The 16988-nt window shown below is 68.4% G+C and carries 17 protein-coding genes; 11 read left to right on the top strand and 6 right to left on the bottom strand.

From position 1 onward, the window contains the following. Positions 1-29: 29 nt before the first annotated feature. The 4 genes from AC3A6Y_RS09345 to AC3A6Y_RS09360 all read right to left on the bottom strand — a co-directional run bounded on the left by AC3A6Y_RS09345 (position 30) and on the right by AC3A6Y_RS09360 (position 4972). Positions 30-1928, bottom strand: coding sequence for a dipeptide ABC transporter ATP-binding protein (locus tag AC3A6Y_RS09345; protein WP_487867954.1), 1899 nt, complete (start codon positions 1926-1928; stop codon positions 30-32). Then, positions 1925-2881, bottom strand: coding sequence for an isoaspartyl peptidase/L-asparaginase family protein (locus AC3A6Y_RS09350; protein WP_487867955.1), 957 nt, complete (start codon positions 2879-2881; stop codon positions 1925-1927). The genes AC3A6Y_RS09345 and AC3A6Y_RS09350 overlap by 4 nt, the downstream gene beginning before the upstream one ends. Next, the gene (locus tag AC3A6Y_RS09355) at positions 2878-3828 is read right to left on the bottom strand and encodes a MurR/RpiR family transcriptional regulator (RefSeq protein ID WP_487867956.1); all 951 of its coding nucleotides are present in this window, start codon (positions 3826-3828) and stop codon (positions 2878-2880) included. Before AC3A6Y_RS09355 ends, AC3A6Y_RS09350 begins: the two co-directional genes overlap by 4 nt. A gap of 244 nt (positions 3829-4072) precedes the next feature. Further along, a complete protein-coding gene (locus AC3A6Y_RS09360) occupies positions 4073-4972 on the bottom strand; it encodes a LysR substrate-binding domain-containing protein (RefSeq protein ID WP_487867957.1) in 900 nt (299 codons plus the stop codon). A 204-nt stretch (positions 4973-5176) separates the two neighbouring features. On the opposite strand from AC3A6Y_RS09360, the gene AC3A6Y_RS09365 reads away from it, so the two are divergent. From AC3A6Y_RS09365 to AC3A6Y_RS09400, 8 genes are all read left to right on the top strand, one after another. Continuing rightward, on the top strand, positions 5177-5926 hold the full coding sequence (locus AC3A6Y_RS09365; protein ID WP_487869036.1) for an SDR family NAD(P)-dependent oxidoreductase: 750 nt from the start codon (positions 5177-5179) through the stop codon (positions 5924-5926). A 28-nt stretch (positions 5927-5954) separates the two neighbouring features. Next, positions 5955-6944, top strand: a complete 990-nt coding sequence (locus tag AC3A6Y_RS09370; RefSeq protein ID WP_487867958.1) for a TRAP transporter substrate-binding protein — start codon at positions 5955-5957, stop codon at positions 6942-6944. Between the two features lie 48 nt (positions 6945-6992). Then, on the top strand, positions 6993-7502 hold the full coding sequence (locus AC3A6Y_RS09375) for a TRAP transporter small permease (RefSeq protein WP_487867959.1): 510 nt from the start codon (positions 6993-6995) through the stop codon (positions 7500-7502). 16 nt (positions 7503-7518) lie between these two features. Beyond that, positions 7519-8778, top strand: a complete 1260-nt coding sequence (locus AC3A6Y_RS09380; RefSeq protein ID WP_487867960.1) for a TRAP transporter large permease — start codon at positions 7519-7521, stop codon at positions 8776-8778. Positions 8779-8809: 31 nt separating this feature from the next. Next, positions 8810-9676, top strand: a complete 867-nt coding sequence (locus AC3A6Y_RS09385; RefSeq protein ID WP_487867961.1) for a transketolase — start codon at positions 8810-8812, stop codon at positions 9674-9676. Beyond that, positions 9673-10683 (top strand): transketolase family protein, encoded by a 1011-nt coding sequence (locus AC3A6Y_RS09390; RefSeq protein ID WP_487867962.1) that lies wholly within the window; start codon positions 9673-9675, stop codon positions 10681-10683. The genes AC3A6Y_RS09385 and AC3A6Y_RS09390 overlap by 4 nt, the downstream gene beginning before the upstream one ends. A 267-nt stretch (positions 10684-10950) precedes the next feature. Beyond that, positions 10951-11850, top strand: coding sequence for a DMT family transporter (locus AC3A6Y_RS09395; protein ID WP_487867963.1), 900 nt, complete (start codon positions 10951-10953; stop codon positions 11848-11850). Positions 11851-11984: 134 nt separating this feature from the next. After that, positions 11985-12350: an HU family DNA-binding protein gene (locus AC3A6Y_RS09400; protein ID WP_487867964.1), complete on the top strand. Its 366-nt coding sequence runs from the start codon at positions 11985-11987 to the stop codon at positions 12348-12350. A gap of 74 nt (positions 12351-12424) precedes the next feature. Here the strand turns inward: AC3A6Y_RS09400 and AC3A6Y_RS09405 are convergent, their stop codons facing one another. After that, positions 12425-13207, bottom strand: coding sequence for an IclR family transcriptional regulator domain-containing protein (locus tag AC3A6Y_RS09405; protein ID WP_487867965.1), 783 nt, complete (start codon positions 13205-13207; stop codon positions 12425-12427). Positions 13208-13332: 125 nt separating this feature from the next. Here AC3A6Y_RS09405 and AC3A6Y_RS09410 point away from each other — a divergent pair, with 125 nt between their 5' ends. The 3 genes from AC3A6Y_RS09410 to pcaF are packed head-to-tail and all read left to right on the top strand — an operon-like array spanning position 13333 to position 15922. Beyond that, positions 13333-14034: a 3-oxoacid CoA-transferase subunit A gene (locus AC3A6Y_RS09410; protein ID WP_487867966.1), complete on the top strand. Its 702-nt coding sequence runs from the start codon at positions 13333-13335 to the stop codon at positions 14032-14034. After that, positions 14031-14687, top strand: a complete 657-nt coding sequence (locus AC3A6Y_RS09415; protein WP_487867967.1) for a 3-oxoacid CoA-transferase subunit B — start codon at positions 14031-14033, stop codon at positions 14685-14687. The genes AC3A6Y_RS09410 and AC3A6Y_RS09415 overlap by 4 nt, the downstream gene beginning before the upstream one ends. 29 nt (positions 14688-14716) lie before the next feature. After that, a complete protein-coding gene (pcaF, locus tag AC3A6Y_RS09420; RefSeq protein WP_487867968.1) occupies positions 14717-15922 on the top strand; it encodes a 3-oxoadipyl-CoA thiolase in 1206 nt (401 codons plus the stop codon). Between the two features lie 91 nt (positions 15923-16013). Here the strand turns inward: pcaF and lhpI are convergent, their stop codons facing one another. Further along, a complete protein-coding gene (gene lhpI, locus AC3A6Y_RS09425) occupies positions 16014-16982 on the bottom strand; it encodes a bifunctional Delta(1)-pyrroline-2-carboxylate/Delta(1)-piperideine-2-carboxylate reductase (RefSeq protein ID WP_487867969.1) in 969 nt (322 codons plus the stop codon). Positions 16983-16988: the final 6 nt, after the last annotated feature.

Consider the following 16988-nt stretch of genomic DNA (forward strand, 5'->3'; position numbering starts at 1 on the left):
TTGACGTCGCTGGGGGAAGGGAAAGAAATTCAGAAACCGCCGGCCATCGGATGCCGCGCCACGAAATGGCCCGGACCGACCTCGACCAGCGGCGCCACCGTGGGCTGGTAGTCCACGGCATGCACCGGACTCGGCACCTCGCCCTGCAGCAGCGGGCGCTTCTGCTTGCGCCGCGCCGGGTCGGCCACCGGCACCGCGGCCATCAGCCGCTTCGTGTAGGCATGCTGCGGGTTTTCGAAGATGGCGCGCCGCGGGCCGATCTCGACGATCTGGCCCAGGTACATCACGGCCACGCGGTGGCTGATGCGCTCCACCACCGCCATGTCGTGCGAGATGAAGAGGAAAGCCACGCCCAGCTCGCGCTGCAGGTCGAGCATGAGGTTGACGATTTGCGCCTGGATCGACACGTCCAGCGCCGAGACCGACTCGTCGGCCACCACCACCTTGGGGTCGAGCGCCAGCGCGCGGGCGATGGCGATGCGCTGGCGCTGGCCGCCGGAGAACTCGTGGGGATAGCGCTGCGCGTAGTCGGCCGGCAGGCCCACCTTTTCGAGCAGCCAGCGCACCCGGGCCTGCGCCTCGGCGCCGCTGGCGACGCGGTGCACCAGGAGCGGCTCCATGATCGAGAAGCCCACCGTGAGGCGCGGGTCCAGCGAGGCGAAGGGGTCCTGGAAGATGAACTGGATGTCGCGCCGCAGCGCCTGCAGCTCGCCCTGCGGCAGCGCCAGCACGTTGCGGCCCTTGAACTCGATCTCCCCGCCCTGGCTGTCGACCAGGCGCAGCAGCGAGCGGCCGGTGGTCGACTTGCCGCAGCCCGACTCGCCCACCAGCGCCAGCGTTTCGCCGGCATGCAGGTCGAAGCTGATGCCTTCCACCGCATGCACCCGGCGCGTGACGCGGCCGAAGAGGCCGCTCTTGAGGTCGAAGCGCGTCACCAGGTCCTTCACGCGCAGGATCGGCGGGACATCGCGGCGCACCGTGTCCTGCGGGCTGCGGTCGCTCACGCTGACGCCCGCTGCGTCGACCTGCAGCAGCTCGAAGCGCGCCGGCAGCTCGGTGCCGCGCATCGCGCCCAGCTGCGGCACGGCGGAGAGGAGGGCGCGGGTGTAGGGGTGCTGCGGAGCGGCGAACACCTGCTCGGACGGGCCGGCCTCGGCCTTGTCGCCGCGGTACATCACGAGCACGCGGTCGGCCACCTCCGCCACCACGCCCATGTCGTGCGTGATGAAGACCACGCCCATGTGCATCTCGGACTGCAGCTCGCGGATGAGCTGCAGGATCTGCGCCTGGATGGTGACGTCGAGCGCGGTGGTGGGCTCGTCGGCGATCAGCAGGGAAGGCCGGCAGGACAGCGCCATCGCGATCATCACCCGCTGGCGCATGCCGCCGGAGAGCTGGTGCGGGTAGCGCTGCAGCACGCTGCGCGCCTCGGGGATGCGCACCAGCTCCAGCATGCGCAGCGCCTCGGCGCGCGCGGCAGCGCGGTCCTTGCCTTGGTGGATGACGATGGCCTCCGCGATCTGGTCGCCCGCGGTGAACACGGGGTTGAGCGAGGTCATCGGCTCCTGGAAGATCATCGCGATGTCGGCGCCGCGGATGCCGCGCATCGTGCTGTCGCTCGCCTTCGCCAGGTCGAGCACGCGGCCGTCGCGGCGCTTGAAGACCATGCGGCCGTCGAGGATGCGTCCGCCGCCGTATTCGACCAGCCGCATCAGCGCCAGCGAGGTGACGGACTTGCCGGAGCCCGATTCGCCCACGATGGCCAGCGTCTCTGCGCGCTCGACGTGGAAGCTCAACCTGCGCACCGCGTCGACGGTGCGCTCGGAAGTGGCGAAGCGGACGGTGAGCCCGTCCACCTCGAGCACGCGCTGCTCGGGCAGCTGCAACGCAGCGCCGGCGGCGGAAGCGGGCAGGGTGACCGAGCTCATCGATGAATGGCCGTCTGCGGCGCCTCGGTGCCGCGGGCATGGCCGCGGTACATGCCCTCGGTGTTGAAGGGCATGCAGACGTTGCCGTTGCGATCGATCGCGATCAGCCCGCCGCTGCCGCCGATCGCCGGCAGCGACTGCATCACCACCGCTTGCGCCGCCTGCGCGAGCGACTGGCCGGCATAGCGCATGCGCGCGCAGACGTCGTAGGCCGCGGCCGCGCGGATGAACATCTCGCCGCTGCCGGTGCAGGACACGGCGGCACGCTTGTCGTCGGCGTAGGTGCCGGCGCCGATCAGCGGCGAGTCGCCGACGCGGCCGACGCGCTTGTTGGTCATGCCGCCGGTCGAGGTGGCGGCTGCGAGGTGGCCCTGCAGGTCGAGCGCCACGGCGCCGACGGTGCCGAACTTGAGCCCCTCGTCCAGCGGCGCGGACGCATTCGCCGTGCCGTCGTGATCGAGCGCGATGCGGCCCGCGGCCTGCGCGCGCTCGAGCTGCGCGCGCCGCGTTTCGGTGGAGAAGTAGGACGCATCGACCATCTCCAGGCCCCGCTCGCGTGCAAAGGCCTCGGCCCCGGCGCCGGCCAGCAGCACATGGGCGCCGTCTTCCATCACTGCGCGGGCGGCGCGCACCGGACGACGGATGCGGCTCACGCAGGCAACTGCGCCGGCGCGCAGGTCGGCGCCGTTCATCACCGCCGCGTCGAGCTCGTGCGTGCCCGCGTGCGTGAAGACCGCGCCGTGTCCGGCATTGAAGAAGGGGCAGTCCTCCAGCATCTCGACGGCGAGGCAGGCCGCGTCGAGCGCGGAGCCGCCGCCCAGCAGCAGGGCCTGGCCGGCTCGCACGATGGCGCGCAGCGCCTCGTGGTAGGCCTGCGCCGTGCCGGCGTCCAGCGCCGCGGCACTGATCGTGCCGGCGCCGCCGTGGATGGCAATGACGGGCGTCGTTCTCATCGGGTCTTCTTCTTTCCGGCCGGTGCGCGCGGCGCCGGCCTTTGCTTGATCTTCGGCGTGCTCGCAGCCCGCAGGTCCTGCGCGCCGTGCAGCCAGGGCATCACGGCATGGACCACCTTGCTGGCGGCCTGGTAGGCGTGCGGGGCGCGCAGGGCCACGGCGCTGGTCAGGGCCTCGATCAACGCCAGAACGCTGGTCTCGCAGTTGGGACGATAGCGGGTTTCGGTTTGCGCGTAGAGGGCCACGTCGGCCAGCGGCGCGATCGGCGAGCTGGGCCGGTCGGTCAGCGCCAGCACGCCGATGCCCTGGCTGCGCGCGAGATCGGTCAGGGCGACCGTGTCGGTCAGGTAGCGCGGGAAGGTCAGCGCCACCAGCAGGTCTTGCGGGCCGCCGCGCGACAGGGCGCGCGCGCCGTGCGTGACGCCGCTGACCGATGACAGCAGGCGCACGTCGCCGCAGTAGGCATCCAGCCCGTGGTGCAGCAGCCCGGCCAGCCAGGCGCTGGCGCCGAAGCCCGCGACGAAGACGGTGCGGGCGCCGAGCACGCGCGCCACCGCCGCCTCGCAGGAGGCGGGGTCCATGGCCTGGCGCGTCGCGCCGATGTTGCCTTGGCTTTCCTCCAGCGCCATCGCGAACACCTCGGCCACCGTCGAGGGGCGGGCGAGGTTGCCGCGCAGCCGCTCCACCGGTGCCACCAGCGGCTCGAAGCCGCGCACCAGCTCGGCGCGGAAGCTCGCATAGCCGTCGAAGCCGAGGGCGCGGGCGAAGCGATTGGCAGTGGCCACGGAGACGCCGACCGTGGCGGCCAGTTCGTCGATCGGCAGCGTGGCGACCTGCAGCGGTCGCTCGAGCACGTAGTCGGCCACCTGGCGGTGCGAGGGGGTCAGCTGCGGCAGGGCCTGGGCGATGCGCTGGGCGACGGTGGTAGCTGCGGTGGGAGCCGGCATGCAGGGGGAGTCGCCCGTTCACGGTGCAGGCGATGTAAATAAAATTACATAGTGGTGCGAGGAAAGTAAATTTTCAATCATTGCTTTCTGTTTAGCAAGCTGCGGGCCACGTGTAGGCGGTGCTGCTCAGCCCGCCGACGCCCTGCTGGGTGCGGTGCCCACACTGAATCAATCGAAGGTCTGGGATGCTGTGCTGGGCTGTCGAGGGCTTCGCGCCATTGCGGACACGCTGACGAATTCCTTGTCAGCGCACCACCGTTTCAGTTCGCGCAGCTTCCCCGTGCACCCACGAAAGGAAGGCCTCGACCGGTGGCCGCTTCGCGTGCCTGGCCGGGTAGACCACGAAGTGCGCCTTGACCCGAACGGCTTTGTCCAGCCCGAAAACCGGCTTGAGCTTTCCAGTCGAAAGATGCGGGCCGGCGTTCACGGCACTCTCGAGGGCGACGCCGAGCCCTTGCGTCGCGGCATCCAGCGACATCTGGGCGCGGTCGAACCGAAGAGCGAACTGCTCCGGCGCCCGCCTGTCGGAGAATTCCCTGAGCCAGTCTGACCACTGGACCACGCTGACATTGCTCTGGATGAGCGGTACGTCGAACAATTGCTCGATCCGCTTGAGCCGGTGTTCGCGGATGAAGCCGGGGCTCGCCAGCGGCACGATGCGCTCGACGAACAAGGGCTCCACCACGAGGTCATCCCACTGCGGCACGCCATAGCGGATGTCCAGGTCGGCCTGGCCCAGCGCGAAATCGCTGGGCGTGTGCGCCGCCGACAGGTTCAGGGCGATGTCGGGGTGGGCTTGAGCGAAGCCGCGCAGCCGCGGCATCAGCCACAGGCTCGCGATGCTGGGCGCCGAGTGCACGTACAGGCTGTTGCCGACGCCCTTGCGCAAGTCTTCCGTCGCCGTCGAGATCGCAGCCAGGGCGCCTGCCACGCGCTCCAGGTATCGCTCGCCGGCGTCACTGAGCCGCACGCCATGTGCGCTGCGCTCGAAGAGCCTCACTCCCAGGTCGGCCTCCAGACGTGCGACCTGGTGGCTGATGGCCGACGCTGTGAGATGGAGTTCGGCCGCGGCCAACCCAAAGCTGCGCCGGCGCGCCACCGCTTCGAAAGCGAGGAGATTGGCAACGGGTGGCAGGGAAGCCATAGGGTTCTCCCGGTCGTAAGGTGACGAAGCGTCATCTTAGCCTGACGATTAATCGTTTGCCGTCAGCTCATCCAGCGCCGAACATTGCGCCCATCAACGGAGACAGCGGCCGGCCAAAGCGGCACCAGGCCGCACCGATCGACCTTCAAATTTGTCGATACCTCCTGCGAAGCCCCCTTCCTATTTCTCATGGAGATCGACGAAATGCTGCTCAAGGACAAAGTTGCTCTGATCACCGGCGGGGCCGGGCTCAACGGACTCGGCTATGCGACGGCGCGCCAGATGGCGACCCAAGGCGCCAAGGTGGTGATCCTCGACCTGACTCGCGCCGAGCCGGCTGCGGCCGCAGCACGGCTGGGCGAAGGTCACCTCGGTCTGGTCGCCGACGTCACGGACAAGGCCGCCTGCGAGACCGCCGCCGCCGAAGCACTGAAGGCATTCGGCCGGATCGACGTCCTGATCAACAACGCCGGCATCACCCAGCCGGTCAAGACGCTGGACATCACCGGCGCCGACTACGACCGGGTCCTCGACGTGAACCTGCGCGGCACGCTGCACATGTCGCAGGCCGTGCTGCCGGCGATGCGCCAGCAGCAGTCGGGTTCGATCATCTGCATCTCGTCGGTCTCTGCCCAACGCGGCGGCGGCATCTTCGGCGGCCCTCACTACTCCGCCGCCAAGGCCGGCGTGCTCGGCCTGGCGCGCGCGATGGCGCGCGAGTTCGGGGTCGAAGGCATCCGCGTCAACTGCATCACCCCCGGTCTGATCGAAACCGACATCACCCAGGGCAAGCTGACCCCCGAGCGCAAGAAGGAGATCGCCGAGTCGATCCCGCTCGCCCGCCTGGGCGCAGCTTCCGACGTGGCAGGGGCGTGCGTGTTCCTGGCCAGCGATCTTTCCGCCTACTGCACCGGCATCACGCTCGATGTCAACGGCGGCATGCTGATCCATTGAAGCCAATACTCGAAAAGGAGACAAGACCATGCAACGCAAGACCTTTGTGCGCACCCTGCTCGCCGTGGCCGCCGCGGCCACGCTGCCTCTCGGGGCCCACGCCCAGGCAGTCAAGCTGACGCTTGGCCACGGTGCGGCCCCCGGGAACCCGCGCCACGAGGCGGCTGTCAAGTTTGCGGAGCTACTCAAGGCCAAGACCAGCGGGCGCATCGAGGTGCAGGTGGCGCCGTCGGCGCAGCTGGGCGACGACGCGGCGATGGTGACTGCGCTGCGCACCGGCGCGCTGGACATGAGCGCCAACTCGCAAGGTGCCGTGGCCAACGCGGTGCCCGAGTACGCCGCGTTCGGCATGCCGTTCCTCTTCTCGAACGCTGCAGCCGCCTTCAAGCTGCTCGACGGCCCCCTCGGCAAGGAGCTGGCCGACAAGTCCGCCCAGAAGGGCCTGATCGCGCTCGGCTACTGGGACAACGGCATCCGCCAGATGACCAACAGCAAGCGCCCGATTACGAAGGTCGAGGACTTGAAGGGTCTGAAGATGCGCACGCCACCCGACACGGTGCTGGTGGAAATCATGCAGGCGCTGGGGGCCGAGGCGCAGCAGATCAAGTTCGCCGAGCTGTACGTCGCCTTGCAGCAGGGCGTGGTCGACGGACAGGAGAACCCCGTTATGAACGTCCACGCCAGCAAGCTGTACGAGGTGCAGAAGAACCTGGCGCTGACGAACCATCAGTTCCAGATGACGCCATTCCTGATGAGCAAGCGCGCGTGGGACAAGCTCTCCGACGCCGACAAGAAGGCCGTGCAGGAGGCCGCCGCCGAGGCCACCGCGCTGCAGCGCAAGCTGTCGCAGGAGTCGGAGGACAAGCTGCTCGCCGATCTGAAGGCCAAGGGTGTGCAGGTCACGACCGTGGACAGGGCCGCCTTCTCTAAGGCCACCGCACCCGTCACCGACAAGTGGATGGCGGGCCCGATCGGTCCCTATGTGAAGAAGGTCGTCACCGCCGCGCAAGCGCAGTAGGGGCCTGATCCCGGGCGCCACCAGCGCGCCCTTCTCTGGAGACAAACCATGAATGTGATCGAACGCGCCGTCGGCGGCATATGCCAGACGGTGCTGTGGGTGAGCACGTCGGTGATCTTCGTGATCCTGTGCGCGAACACCGTTCTGCGCTACGCCACCGGGGCGAGTCTGCAGTGGGGCAACGAAGTGCCGGAGCTGCTGTTCCCCTGGCTGGTGATGGCAGGCGTGGTGCTCGCGGCCCAGCACGGGGCACACATCACCACGACGTTCCTGATGGAGAAGCTGCCGTTCGCAGTGCGCCGGCCGCTCGCTGCGCTTGCCTGGCTCGGCGTCGTGGCGCTTTACGCAGTCATGACCGTCGCGACGTTCCGCATGCTCGAAATCGTCCACGACGAGAAGTCGCCGATCCTCCAGGTGCCGGGATCGGTCACGTACGGGTGCGTGATGGGCGGAATGGCAATGCTCGCGGTGCTCGCGCTGTTCTCGGCGTGGCGAGCCTGGAGCACCAGCGAACAACCGGCCGTGGTCGGCGACGAGGTGCCGCAGGCGCACTGGTGAGACCAAGGAGAACGACATGACCGCACTGATACTCTTCGTCTTCCTCGGCGCCGCCGTGGTCGCGATCCCCATCGCACACGCGCTGCTCGTCGCTGCACTGGCCGCGGCGGCCACCTCCGACAAGGTGCCGCTCGACCTTCTCGTCCAGCAGATGGTCGCGCAGGTCCAGAGCTTCCCGCTGATCGCGATTCCTTTCTTCATGCTGACCGGCACGCTGATGATGGGCGGCAAGCTCGGCGAGGCGCTGATCGGCGTGCTGTCGACCTTGATCGGCCGGTTCCACGGCGGCCCCGGCCAGGTCGGCGTCCTGTCGTCGACGATCTTCGGCGGCGTCTCGGGCTCGGCAGTGGCGGACGCATCGGCGATCGGCTCGCTGCTGATCCCCTGGCAGAAGCGGCTCGGCTACCCGCCGGCGTTCTCGGCCGCGACGCTCGCCGCGGCGGCAACGATCGACATCCTGATCCCGCCGTCGATCCCGATGATCCTCTTCGCGCTGGTCAGCAACACGTCGATCGCGTCGCTCTTCGTCGCGGGCATCCTGCCCGGACTGGCAATGTGCGGCGGCTTCATGGCGGTGTGCTGGTGGGTCGGTCGGCGGCGCAACTTCCCGCGCGAGACGCGGCCGCTCGACTGGTCTGCGTTCCGCACGCAGCTCGTGTACGCGGCGCCCGCGCTGGTGCTGCCAGTGCTGATCGTGGTCATGCTGCGCTTCGGGATCGCGACGCCCACCGAGGTGGCAGTGCTCTCGACGCTGTTCGCCGGCCTGGTTTCGGCGCTGGTCTACCGCGACCTCGGCCTCAAGCGGCTGCACGCTGCAATCGTTCACGCAGGCCTTGCCACCGGCGTCGTGCTGCTGGTCATCATGGCATCGGCCGCGATCGGCTGGCTGCTGACCTTCGACCGCATGCCCGACGGCATCGTCGCCTGGGCGCAGGCACACCTGTCGAGCGGCTGGAGCGTGATCCTGCTGATGAACTTGCTGATGCTCGTCTGCGGCATGTTCATCGACCTGCCCGCCGCAGTGCTGCTGCTGACCCCGGTGTTCGTGCCGCTCGCCAACGCAATCGGCATGGACCTCACGCAGTTGGGAATCATGATGACCGTCAACCTGGCGATCGGCCTGTACACGCCGCCGGTGGGCACGACGCTGTTCATCACCAGCGCGCTCGCCAAGGTCAAGGTCGGCCAGACGGTGCGCGAGCTGGGCCCGTTCTATGTGGTCGCATTCCTGATCCTCGCGCTCGTCTCGTACGTGCCCGCCGTCATCTTCAAGTGAGTCCTTTGTCTGACTATCCAAGGAGCAATCCGTGATTTCCACCAACAACCAGCTCGCCACGCTGGCGCAGCGCGCGTACCGCATCCGGCGCTTCGCGCTGCGCATGGGCGAGGTCCAGGGCCAGGGCTACATCGGCCAGGCGCTCGGCTGGGCCGACGTGCTTGCAACGGCCTATTGCCATGCGTTGAAGCTGCGACCGCAGGAGCCCGAGTGGGAGGGGCGCGACCGCTTCCTGCTCTCGCACGGCCACTATGCGATTGCGCACTACGCGGCGCTCATCGAAGCCGGCATCATCGTCGAGAGCGAGCTCGAGACCTATGGCAGCGACGACAGCCGCCTGCCGATGTCGGGCATGGCCGCCTACACCCCCGGCATGGAGATCTCGGGCGGATCGCTCGGCCAGGGGCTGATCATCGGCGTGGGCATGGCGCTCGCGCTGAAGCAGAAGAAGAATCCGGCCGTCGTCTACAACTCGATGTCCGACGGCGAACTCGACGAGGGCTCGACCTGGGAGGCAGCGATGTCCGCCGCCCACCACAAGCTGGACAACCTGATCTGCCTGGTCGACGTGAACAACCAGCAGGCCGACGGCCCCTCGGGCAAGGTGCTGGGCTTCGAGCCCCTGGCCGACAAGTGGGCCGCCTTCGGCTGGCATGTCCAGCGCGTGAACGGCAACGATCTGGCGGCCGTGGTGGAAGCGTTCGACGCTGCCCGTGCACTCCAGGAAGCGAGGCCGCGCGTCATCGTCTTCGACACGCTGATGGGCAAGGGCGTGCCCTTCCTCGAGCAGCGCGAAAAGAACCACTTCATCCGCGTCGACCCGCCGGAGTGGCAGAAGGCCCTCGAGGTCCTCGACCAGTCCCAACCTTATGTTCAATCCGAAGGAGCCCCGGCATGAGTACCGCCACCGCAGAAAAGAAGCCGCGCCTGACCACCTCGGCGATGATCGCCTCGATCGCCTCCGAAGGGCAGAAGGTCAAGGCCGCTCCGTTCGGCAAGGCACTCGTCGACTACGCCGCTCACCGCCCCGAAGTCGTCGGCCTGACGGCGGACCTGGCCAAGTACACGGACCTGCATCTGTTCGCCCAGGCGTACCCGGAGCGCTTCTACCAGATGGGCATGGCCGAGCAGTTGCTCATGGGCGCCGCCGGCGGAATGGCCAAGGAAGGCCTGATCCCCTTCGCGACGACCTACGCTGCGTTCGGCACGCGGCGCGCCTTCGACTTCATCCACCAGGTGATTGCCGAGGAGGACCTCAACGTCAAGATCTGCTGCGCGCTTCCGGGCTTGACCACGGGGTATGGTCCCAGCCATGCCGCGATCGAAGACATCGCGATGATGCGCGGCATCCCGGGCCTGACCATCGTCGACCCTTGCGACGCGCTCGACATCGAGCAGGCGGTGCCTCAGATTGCCGAGCACAAGGGCCCCGTTTACATGCGCCTGCTTCGTGGTCAGGTGCCCCTGGTGCTCGACGGCATCGAGGGCTATCGCTTCGAACTGGGCAAGGCCAAGATGTTGCGCGAGGGCGCCGAGGTGCTGCTGATCTCCAGCGGCCTGCTGACGATGCGGGCGCTCGAGGCCGCGCAGGACCTGGCCAAGGACAACGTCGGCGTCGCCGTGCTGCATTGCCCGACCATCAAGCCGCTGGATGAGGCGGCCATCGTCGAGGCCGTGCGCTACAAGCATCGTTTGGTGGTCGTCGCCGAGAACCATTCCGTGATCGGTGGGCTCGGTGAAGCGGTGGCCAGCGCGCTGCTGCGCCACAAGGTGCAGCCGGCGGGCTTCCAGCTCGCCGGCCTGCCGGACGCGTTCCTCGACGCCGGCGCGCTGCCCACACTGCACGACCGCTACGGCATCAGTCGCGAGGCGCTGGGCTTGCGCATCAAGGGCTGGCTCGGCTGATCCGGGCGGCGGCGACGCATCGGCCACGCTTTGGCAACGCCGGTGCGCTGAAGCTAATGGATGCGGCCCCGGACGTTTCAGTCTGCAACGCGGGCCGCCGCCGTGCGCCGGCTCGAACAGAGCCCGCGGGCGATGCGATCACTGGATGGGTGATGCAGACGGGCTGCGCCGCGGCGAAAGTAACGAAGTAAAGGTTGGCCGCAGGGTTCGGGCCGCAGGCGACAATACGGGTGCTCGCCACATAGCCCTAGCCCGACGCCCTTCCGCATGAACAACAAAGTCACCGGCACGCTCCAGATGATGGCGGCCATGCTGATCTCCGGCACCATCGGCTGGTTCGTCGTCCACTCCGGGCAGCCGGTCATTCAGTTGTTGTTCTGGCGCTGTGTCTTCGGGGCGGCGACGCTGCTGGCGGTCTGTGCCTTCACGGGATCGCTGCGCGGCAGGCTCACGCTCAGGCAGGTCGGCTGGGCTGCCCTCGGCGGCGTGGCCATCGTCCTCAACTGGCTCTTGATCTTCGCCTCCTTCTCTCGGGCCTCGATCTCGGTCGCCATTGCCGTCTACAACACGCAGCCCTTCATCCTGATCGGCCTGGGCGCCATATTCTTCTCCGAGCGCATCACCGCCGCCAAGCTCGCTTGGCTGGCCATCGCGTTCGCGGGCGTGCTGCTCATCGTGCAGGCCAGGCCGTCCGCGGCCACCTATGCGGGTCCGGACTCGGCCTACATCGCCGGGGTCCTGATGGCCCTCGGTGCGGCATTCTTCTACGCCATCTCGGCGATCGTGACCAAGAAGCTCGACGACACGCCGCCGCACCTCATCGCGCTGATCCATGTCTGCGTCGGCATCCTCATGATCGCGCCCTTTGCGGACCTGAGGCATCTTCCCTCCGACTACCGCGTCTGGGGCGACTTCGTGGTGATGGGCGCGGTGTACACCGGCCTGGTGTTCGCGCTTCTGTACGGCGCGATTCAGAAGCTGCCGACGCACTCGGTGGGGGCGCTGTCTTTCCTCTACCCGATCGTCGCCATGGTGGTGGACTTCGTCGCCTTCGACCACCGGCTCAAGCCGCTGCAGCTCGTCGGCTCGGCGGCCATCTTGATTGCCGCTGCCGGGATGACGCTGGGCTGGTCCTTGAATCGGACCAAGGCCTTCCCGCAGGCCTGAGCGGACGGTCCTCGCCGGCCATCCTGGGGACTGCCCGGCCAGGCCTTGCTTCGGAGCCAGTACACTCCGCCCGCCCCGGCATCGGCCGGGGCCGCTGCTGGCAACGCGGCGTGTCTCAATCCAAGGAACCCTGAATGAATCGAATCGAACTGGTCGAGAAGATCGCCACCGCCCACACGCTGAGCAAGGCCGAAGCCGCGCGCGTCCTCGAAACAGTCACCAGCGCCATCGTCAACGCCGTGAAGAAGGACGACCCGGTCCAGATCGTCGGCTTCGGCACCTTCAAGCAGGTCGCCCGCGCCGCGCGCTCCGGCTTCAACCCCCAGGCCGGCACGAAGATCAAGATCGCGGCAACCAAGGTGCCGAAGTTCGTGCCGGGCGCCGCCTTCAAGGCTGCCATCGACCCGAAGGCCGCCAAGCGCAAGGCCGAGAAGGCCGCGGCCAAGCCTGCCGCGAAGAAGGCTGCTGCACCGAAGAAGGCCACTGCCAAGAAGAAGTAAGCCAAGGCATGGCCGGTCCCGCGCAGGGCCGGCGATGCTGAGCCGAAGCCGCCCACCGGGCGGCTTCTTTTTGTTCAGAGCAGGCGTGAGATCTCCTGCGCCGCCTCCACCAGCGCCGGCAGCATCGTGTCCTGCATCACTTTCGCGCTGGTCCGGTTGGCCTGCCCGCTGATGTTGAGCGCGGCCACCATGCGCCTGCTTCGGTCCACGATCGGCGCGGCGATCGAGATCAGCCCCTCTTCCAGCTCCTGGTTCACCAGGCACCAGCGCTGCCGCCGCGCCTGCAGCACCTTGGCGACGAGCGCGTCGATGTCGGTCAGCGTGTGGCGCGTGAGGGGCTCGACGTTCGAAGCCTCGAGGCGCGCGCGCAGCGCCTCGTCGTCCAGGTCGGCCAGCAGCAGCCGGCCCATCGACGTGCACCAGGCCGGCAGGCGCGAGCCCACGCCCAGGCTGATGCGCATGATCTTGTGGGTGGAAACGCGCATCACATAAACGATGTCGGTGTCGTCGAGCACCGCGGCCGAGCAGGACTCCTGCACCTGCTGCACCAGCGCCTCCATCACCGGCTCGGCGCGGTTCCAGATGGGCATCGACGACAGGTAGGCAAAGCCCAGGTCGAGGATGCGCGGGGTCAACGCGAACAGCTTGCCGTCGAAGTCCACATAGCCCAGCGTCTGCAGCGTGAGCAGGATGCGCCGCGCGCCGGCGCGCGTCAGGCCGGTTGCGGCCGCGACTTCGCTGAGCGTCTGGCGCGGCGCGCGCTCGCTGAAGGAGCGGATGACCTGCAGCCCGCGCGCGAAGGACTGGACGTAGCTGTCGCCGGGCGTGGGGGCGGCGGGTTGGTTCAGGGTTGCCATGAGGAGCGATCTTCTTTAGAATTCATTATACGAACACATGTTCGATACACGAACAACCGAGAACATTGTGCTCCACGCCTGAAGCCGAGGCCTTCGGCTTTTCCCTTACCCCGGAGACAGATTCCATGATCAACAAGATCGCCCGCTCGATCGCCGATGCCATGGCCGGCATCCCCGACGGCGCCACGGTCCTCATCGGCGGCTTCGGCACCGCCGGCATCCCCAACGAGCTCATCGACGGCCTGATCGAGCAGGGCGCCAAGGAGCTCACCGTCGTCAACAACAACGCCGGCAACGGCGACACGGGCCTGGCCGCGCTGCTCAAGGCCGGGCGTGTGCGCAAGATCATCTGCAGCTTCCCGCGCCAGGCCGACAGCTACGTGTTCGACGAGCTCTACCGCTCCGGCAAGCTGGAGCTCGAGCTGGTGCCGCAGGGCAACCTGGCCGAGCGCATCCGCGCGGCCGGCGCCGGGGTCGGCGCCTTCTTCTGTCCCACCGGCTACGGCACCCAGCTGGCGGGCGAGCGGGAGACGCGCATCATCGACGGCAAGCAATACGTGCTGGAGTACCCGATCCGCGGCGACGTGGCGCTGATCAAGGCCGAGCAGGGCGATCGCTGGGGCAATCTCACGTACCGCAAGGCGGCGCGCAACTTCGGGCCGGTGATGGCCATGGCGTCCGAGCGCACCATCGCCACCGTGCACGAGATCGTGGAGCTGGGCGAGCTGGACCCCGAGACCATCGTCACCCCCGGCATCTTCGTCAGCAACATCGTCAAGATCGACCGCGTCGCCACCCAGGCCGGCGGCTTCAAGAAGGCAGCATGACCATGAGCACAAGCAACTACCAGCGCCGCACCAAGGACCAGCTCGCCGCGCGGGTCGCGCAGGACATCTTCGACGGCGCCGTCGTCAACCTCGGCATCGGCCAGCCCACGCTGGTGGCCAACCACCTGCCGGCCGGCCGGGAGGTCATCCTGCACAGCGAGAACGGCATCCTCGGCATGGGGCCGGCGCCCGCCGCGGGGCAGGAAGACTATGACCTCATCAACGCCGGCAAGCAGCCCGTCACGCTGCTGCCGGGCGGCGCCTACTTCCACCATGCCGACAGCTTCGCGATGATGCGCGGCGGCCATCTCGACATCTGCGTGCTGGGCGCCTTCCAGGTCTCGGCCACCGGCGACCTGGCGAACTGGAGCACGGGCGAGGAGGGCGCCATCCCCGCCGTCGGCGGCGCGATGGACCTGGCCATCGGCGCGAAGCAGACCTGGGTGATGATGGACTTGCTCACCAAGAAGGGCGAGAGCAAGATCGTCGCCAAGTGCACCTACCCCCTGACCGGCATCGGCTGCGTGAAGCGCGTGTACTCCGACCTGGCCACCATCGAATGCACGCCCGCAGGCCTGAAGCTCATCGACAAGGTCGAAGGGCTCGAGCATGCGGAGCTCGAAAAGCTGGTCGGGCTGCCGATCGCAGCCTGAGACAGAAACATTCCTGAGAGAGACACACCATGACCACCCAAGCCTTCATCTGCGACGCCGTTCGCACCCCCTTCGGCCGCTACGGCGGCTCCCTCTCCGCCGTGCGCGCCGACGACCTGGGCGCCGTGCCGATCAAGGCGCTGATGGAGCGCAACAAGGATGTCGACTGGCAGGCTGTCACCGACGTGCTCTACGGCTGCGCCAACCAGGCCGGCGAGGACAACCGCAACGTGGCGCGCATGGCGGCGCTGCTGGCGGGGCTGCCGCTCGAAGTCGGCGGCGGCACCATCAACCGCCTGTGCGGCTCGGGGCTGGACGCGGTGGGCACCGCGGCGCGCGCCATCAAGGCCGGCGAGGCCGGGCTGATGATCGCGGGGGGCGTGGAGAGCATGAGCCGCGCCCCCTTCGTCATGCCGAAGGCCGAGAGCGCCTTCAGCCGCAACAACGCGGTGTACGACACGACCATCGGCTGGCGCTTCGTCAACAAGCTTATGAAGGCGCAGTACGGCGTCGACTCCATGCCGGAGACGGCGGAGAACGTCGCCACCGACCACAAGATCGAGCGCGAGGCGCAGGACCGCATGGCCCTGGCGTCGCAGCAACGCGCCGTGGCGGCGCAGAAGTCGGGCTTCTTCGACGCCGAGATCGTCCCGGTGCATGTGCCGCAGAAGAAGGGTGATCCGATCGTCGTCGACAAGGACGAGCATCCGCGCGACACCAGCCTGGAAGCCTTGGCCAAGCTCAAGGGCGTGGTGCGTCCCGACGGCTCGGTGACGGCCGGCAACGCCAGCGGCGTGAACGACGGCGCCTGCGCGCTGCTGCTGGCCGACGAGGCAAGCGCGGCGAAGCACGGCCTCACGCCGCGCGCCCGCGTGGTCGGCATGGCCACCGCCGGCGTGCCGCCGCGCGTGATGGGCATCGGCCCGGCGCCGGCCACCGAGAAGGTGCTGAAGCTCACCGGGCTCAAGCTCGACCAGATCGACGTGATCGAACTCAACGAGGCCTTCGCAGCGCAGGGCCTCGCGGTGCTGCGCCTGCTGGGCCTGAAGGACGACGATGCGCGCGTCAACATCAACGGCGGCGCGATCGCGCTGGGCCACCCGCTGGGCGCCAGCGGCGCAAGGCTGGCGACCACGGCGGTGAACCAGCTGCACAAGGGTGGCGGCCGCTATGCGCTGTGCACCATGTGCATCGGCGTGGGGCAAGGCATCGCGGTCATCCTCGAACGCGTCTGACCGGGCTCGTCCGGCGTGGGCTGCTGCCGGATGCGCCGCGAGCAGTTCGCGCAGTTCGTGAAGAGCGAGACGCAGCGCTTCGGCGATGTGATCAGGAAGGCGAACGTTTCGCTGGACTGAGGGGGCCCGGCTCCACGGCCTGCCACACCAGCGTGGCGGCCGCGAGATCCTCCAGCGCGCTGCCGACGGCCTTGAAGACGGTGCGTTCCGTATCGCTCGCGCGCCCGCCGCGCCGGCCTTTGCACAGGTCGGCGAGCGTGGCCTGAAGCGCATCGCGCGCCAGCGTGCCGGCCGCGAACGCATCGAGCAGGTCGCCGGTCTTCCGGGGCGCTTCTTCCGTATCGACGAAGGTCCGCGCGCCGGCAAAGCAGGCCGGGTCGGCCTCGCGCATCTGCGGCGTGAAGCTGCCGATCAGGTCCAGGTGCGAGCCCGGCGCGAGCCACTCGCCCTTGACCAGCGGCGAGGTGGCGAGCGTCGCGCAGCTCACGATGTCGGCGCTGCGCACGGCGGCCTCGAGGTCGGCCGCGGCGCGTGCGTTCCAGCCTTCGCCGCGCCATTGCGCCGCCAGGGCCTGCGCACCTTCGGGGCGGTGATTCCAGACCCACACCTCCTCGATCGCACGTGTGGCGGCATGCGCGGCCGGCAGCAGCCTTGCGACGCGGCCGGTGCCCAGCACGAGCAGGCGCCGTGCCTCCCTGCGCGCAAGAAAGGACGCACCCAGCGCCGAGGCCGCGGCCGTGCGATGTGCCGTGATCTCGTTGCCGTCCATCATCGCCAGCGGCACGCCGGTGTGCGCGTCGTAGAGCACATAGGTCGCGTGCAGCCCCGGCAGCCCGCGTGCGCCGTTGCCGGGAAAGATGTTGATGGTCTTGATGCCGAGAAAGCCCGCCTCGCTCCAGGCCGGCATGATCAGCACCGTGCCGCGGTCGCTGCCCGCCTCGACCGCGTGCACGTGGCGCGGCGGGACCGTGGCCTCGCCCGCAAAGGCGTCGCGCAGCGCGGGGATCAGGCGGGCGAAATCCAGGGCGGATCGGGTGGTGTTGGCGTCGAATTGCTTCATGAATGG

The organism is Variovorax sp. Soil_C_17, assembly GCF_057657265.1.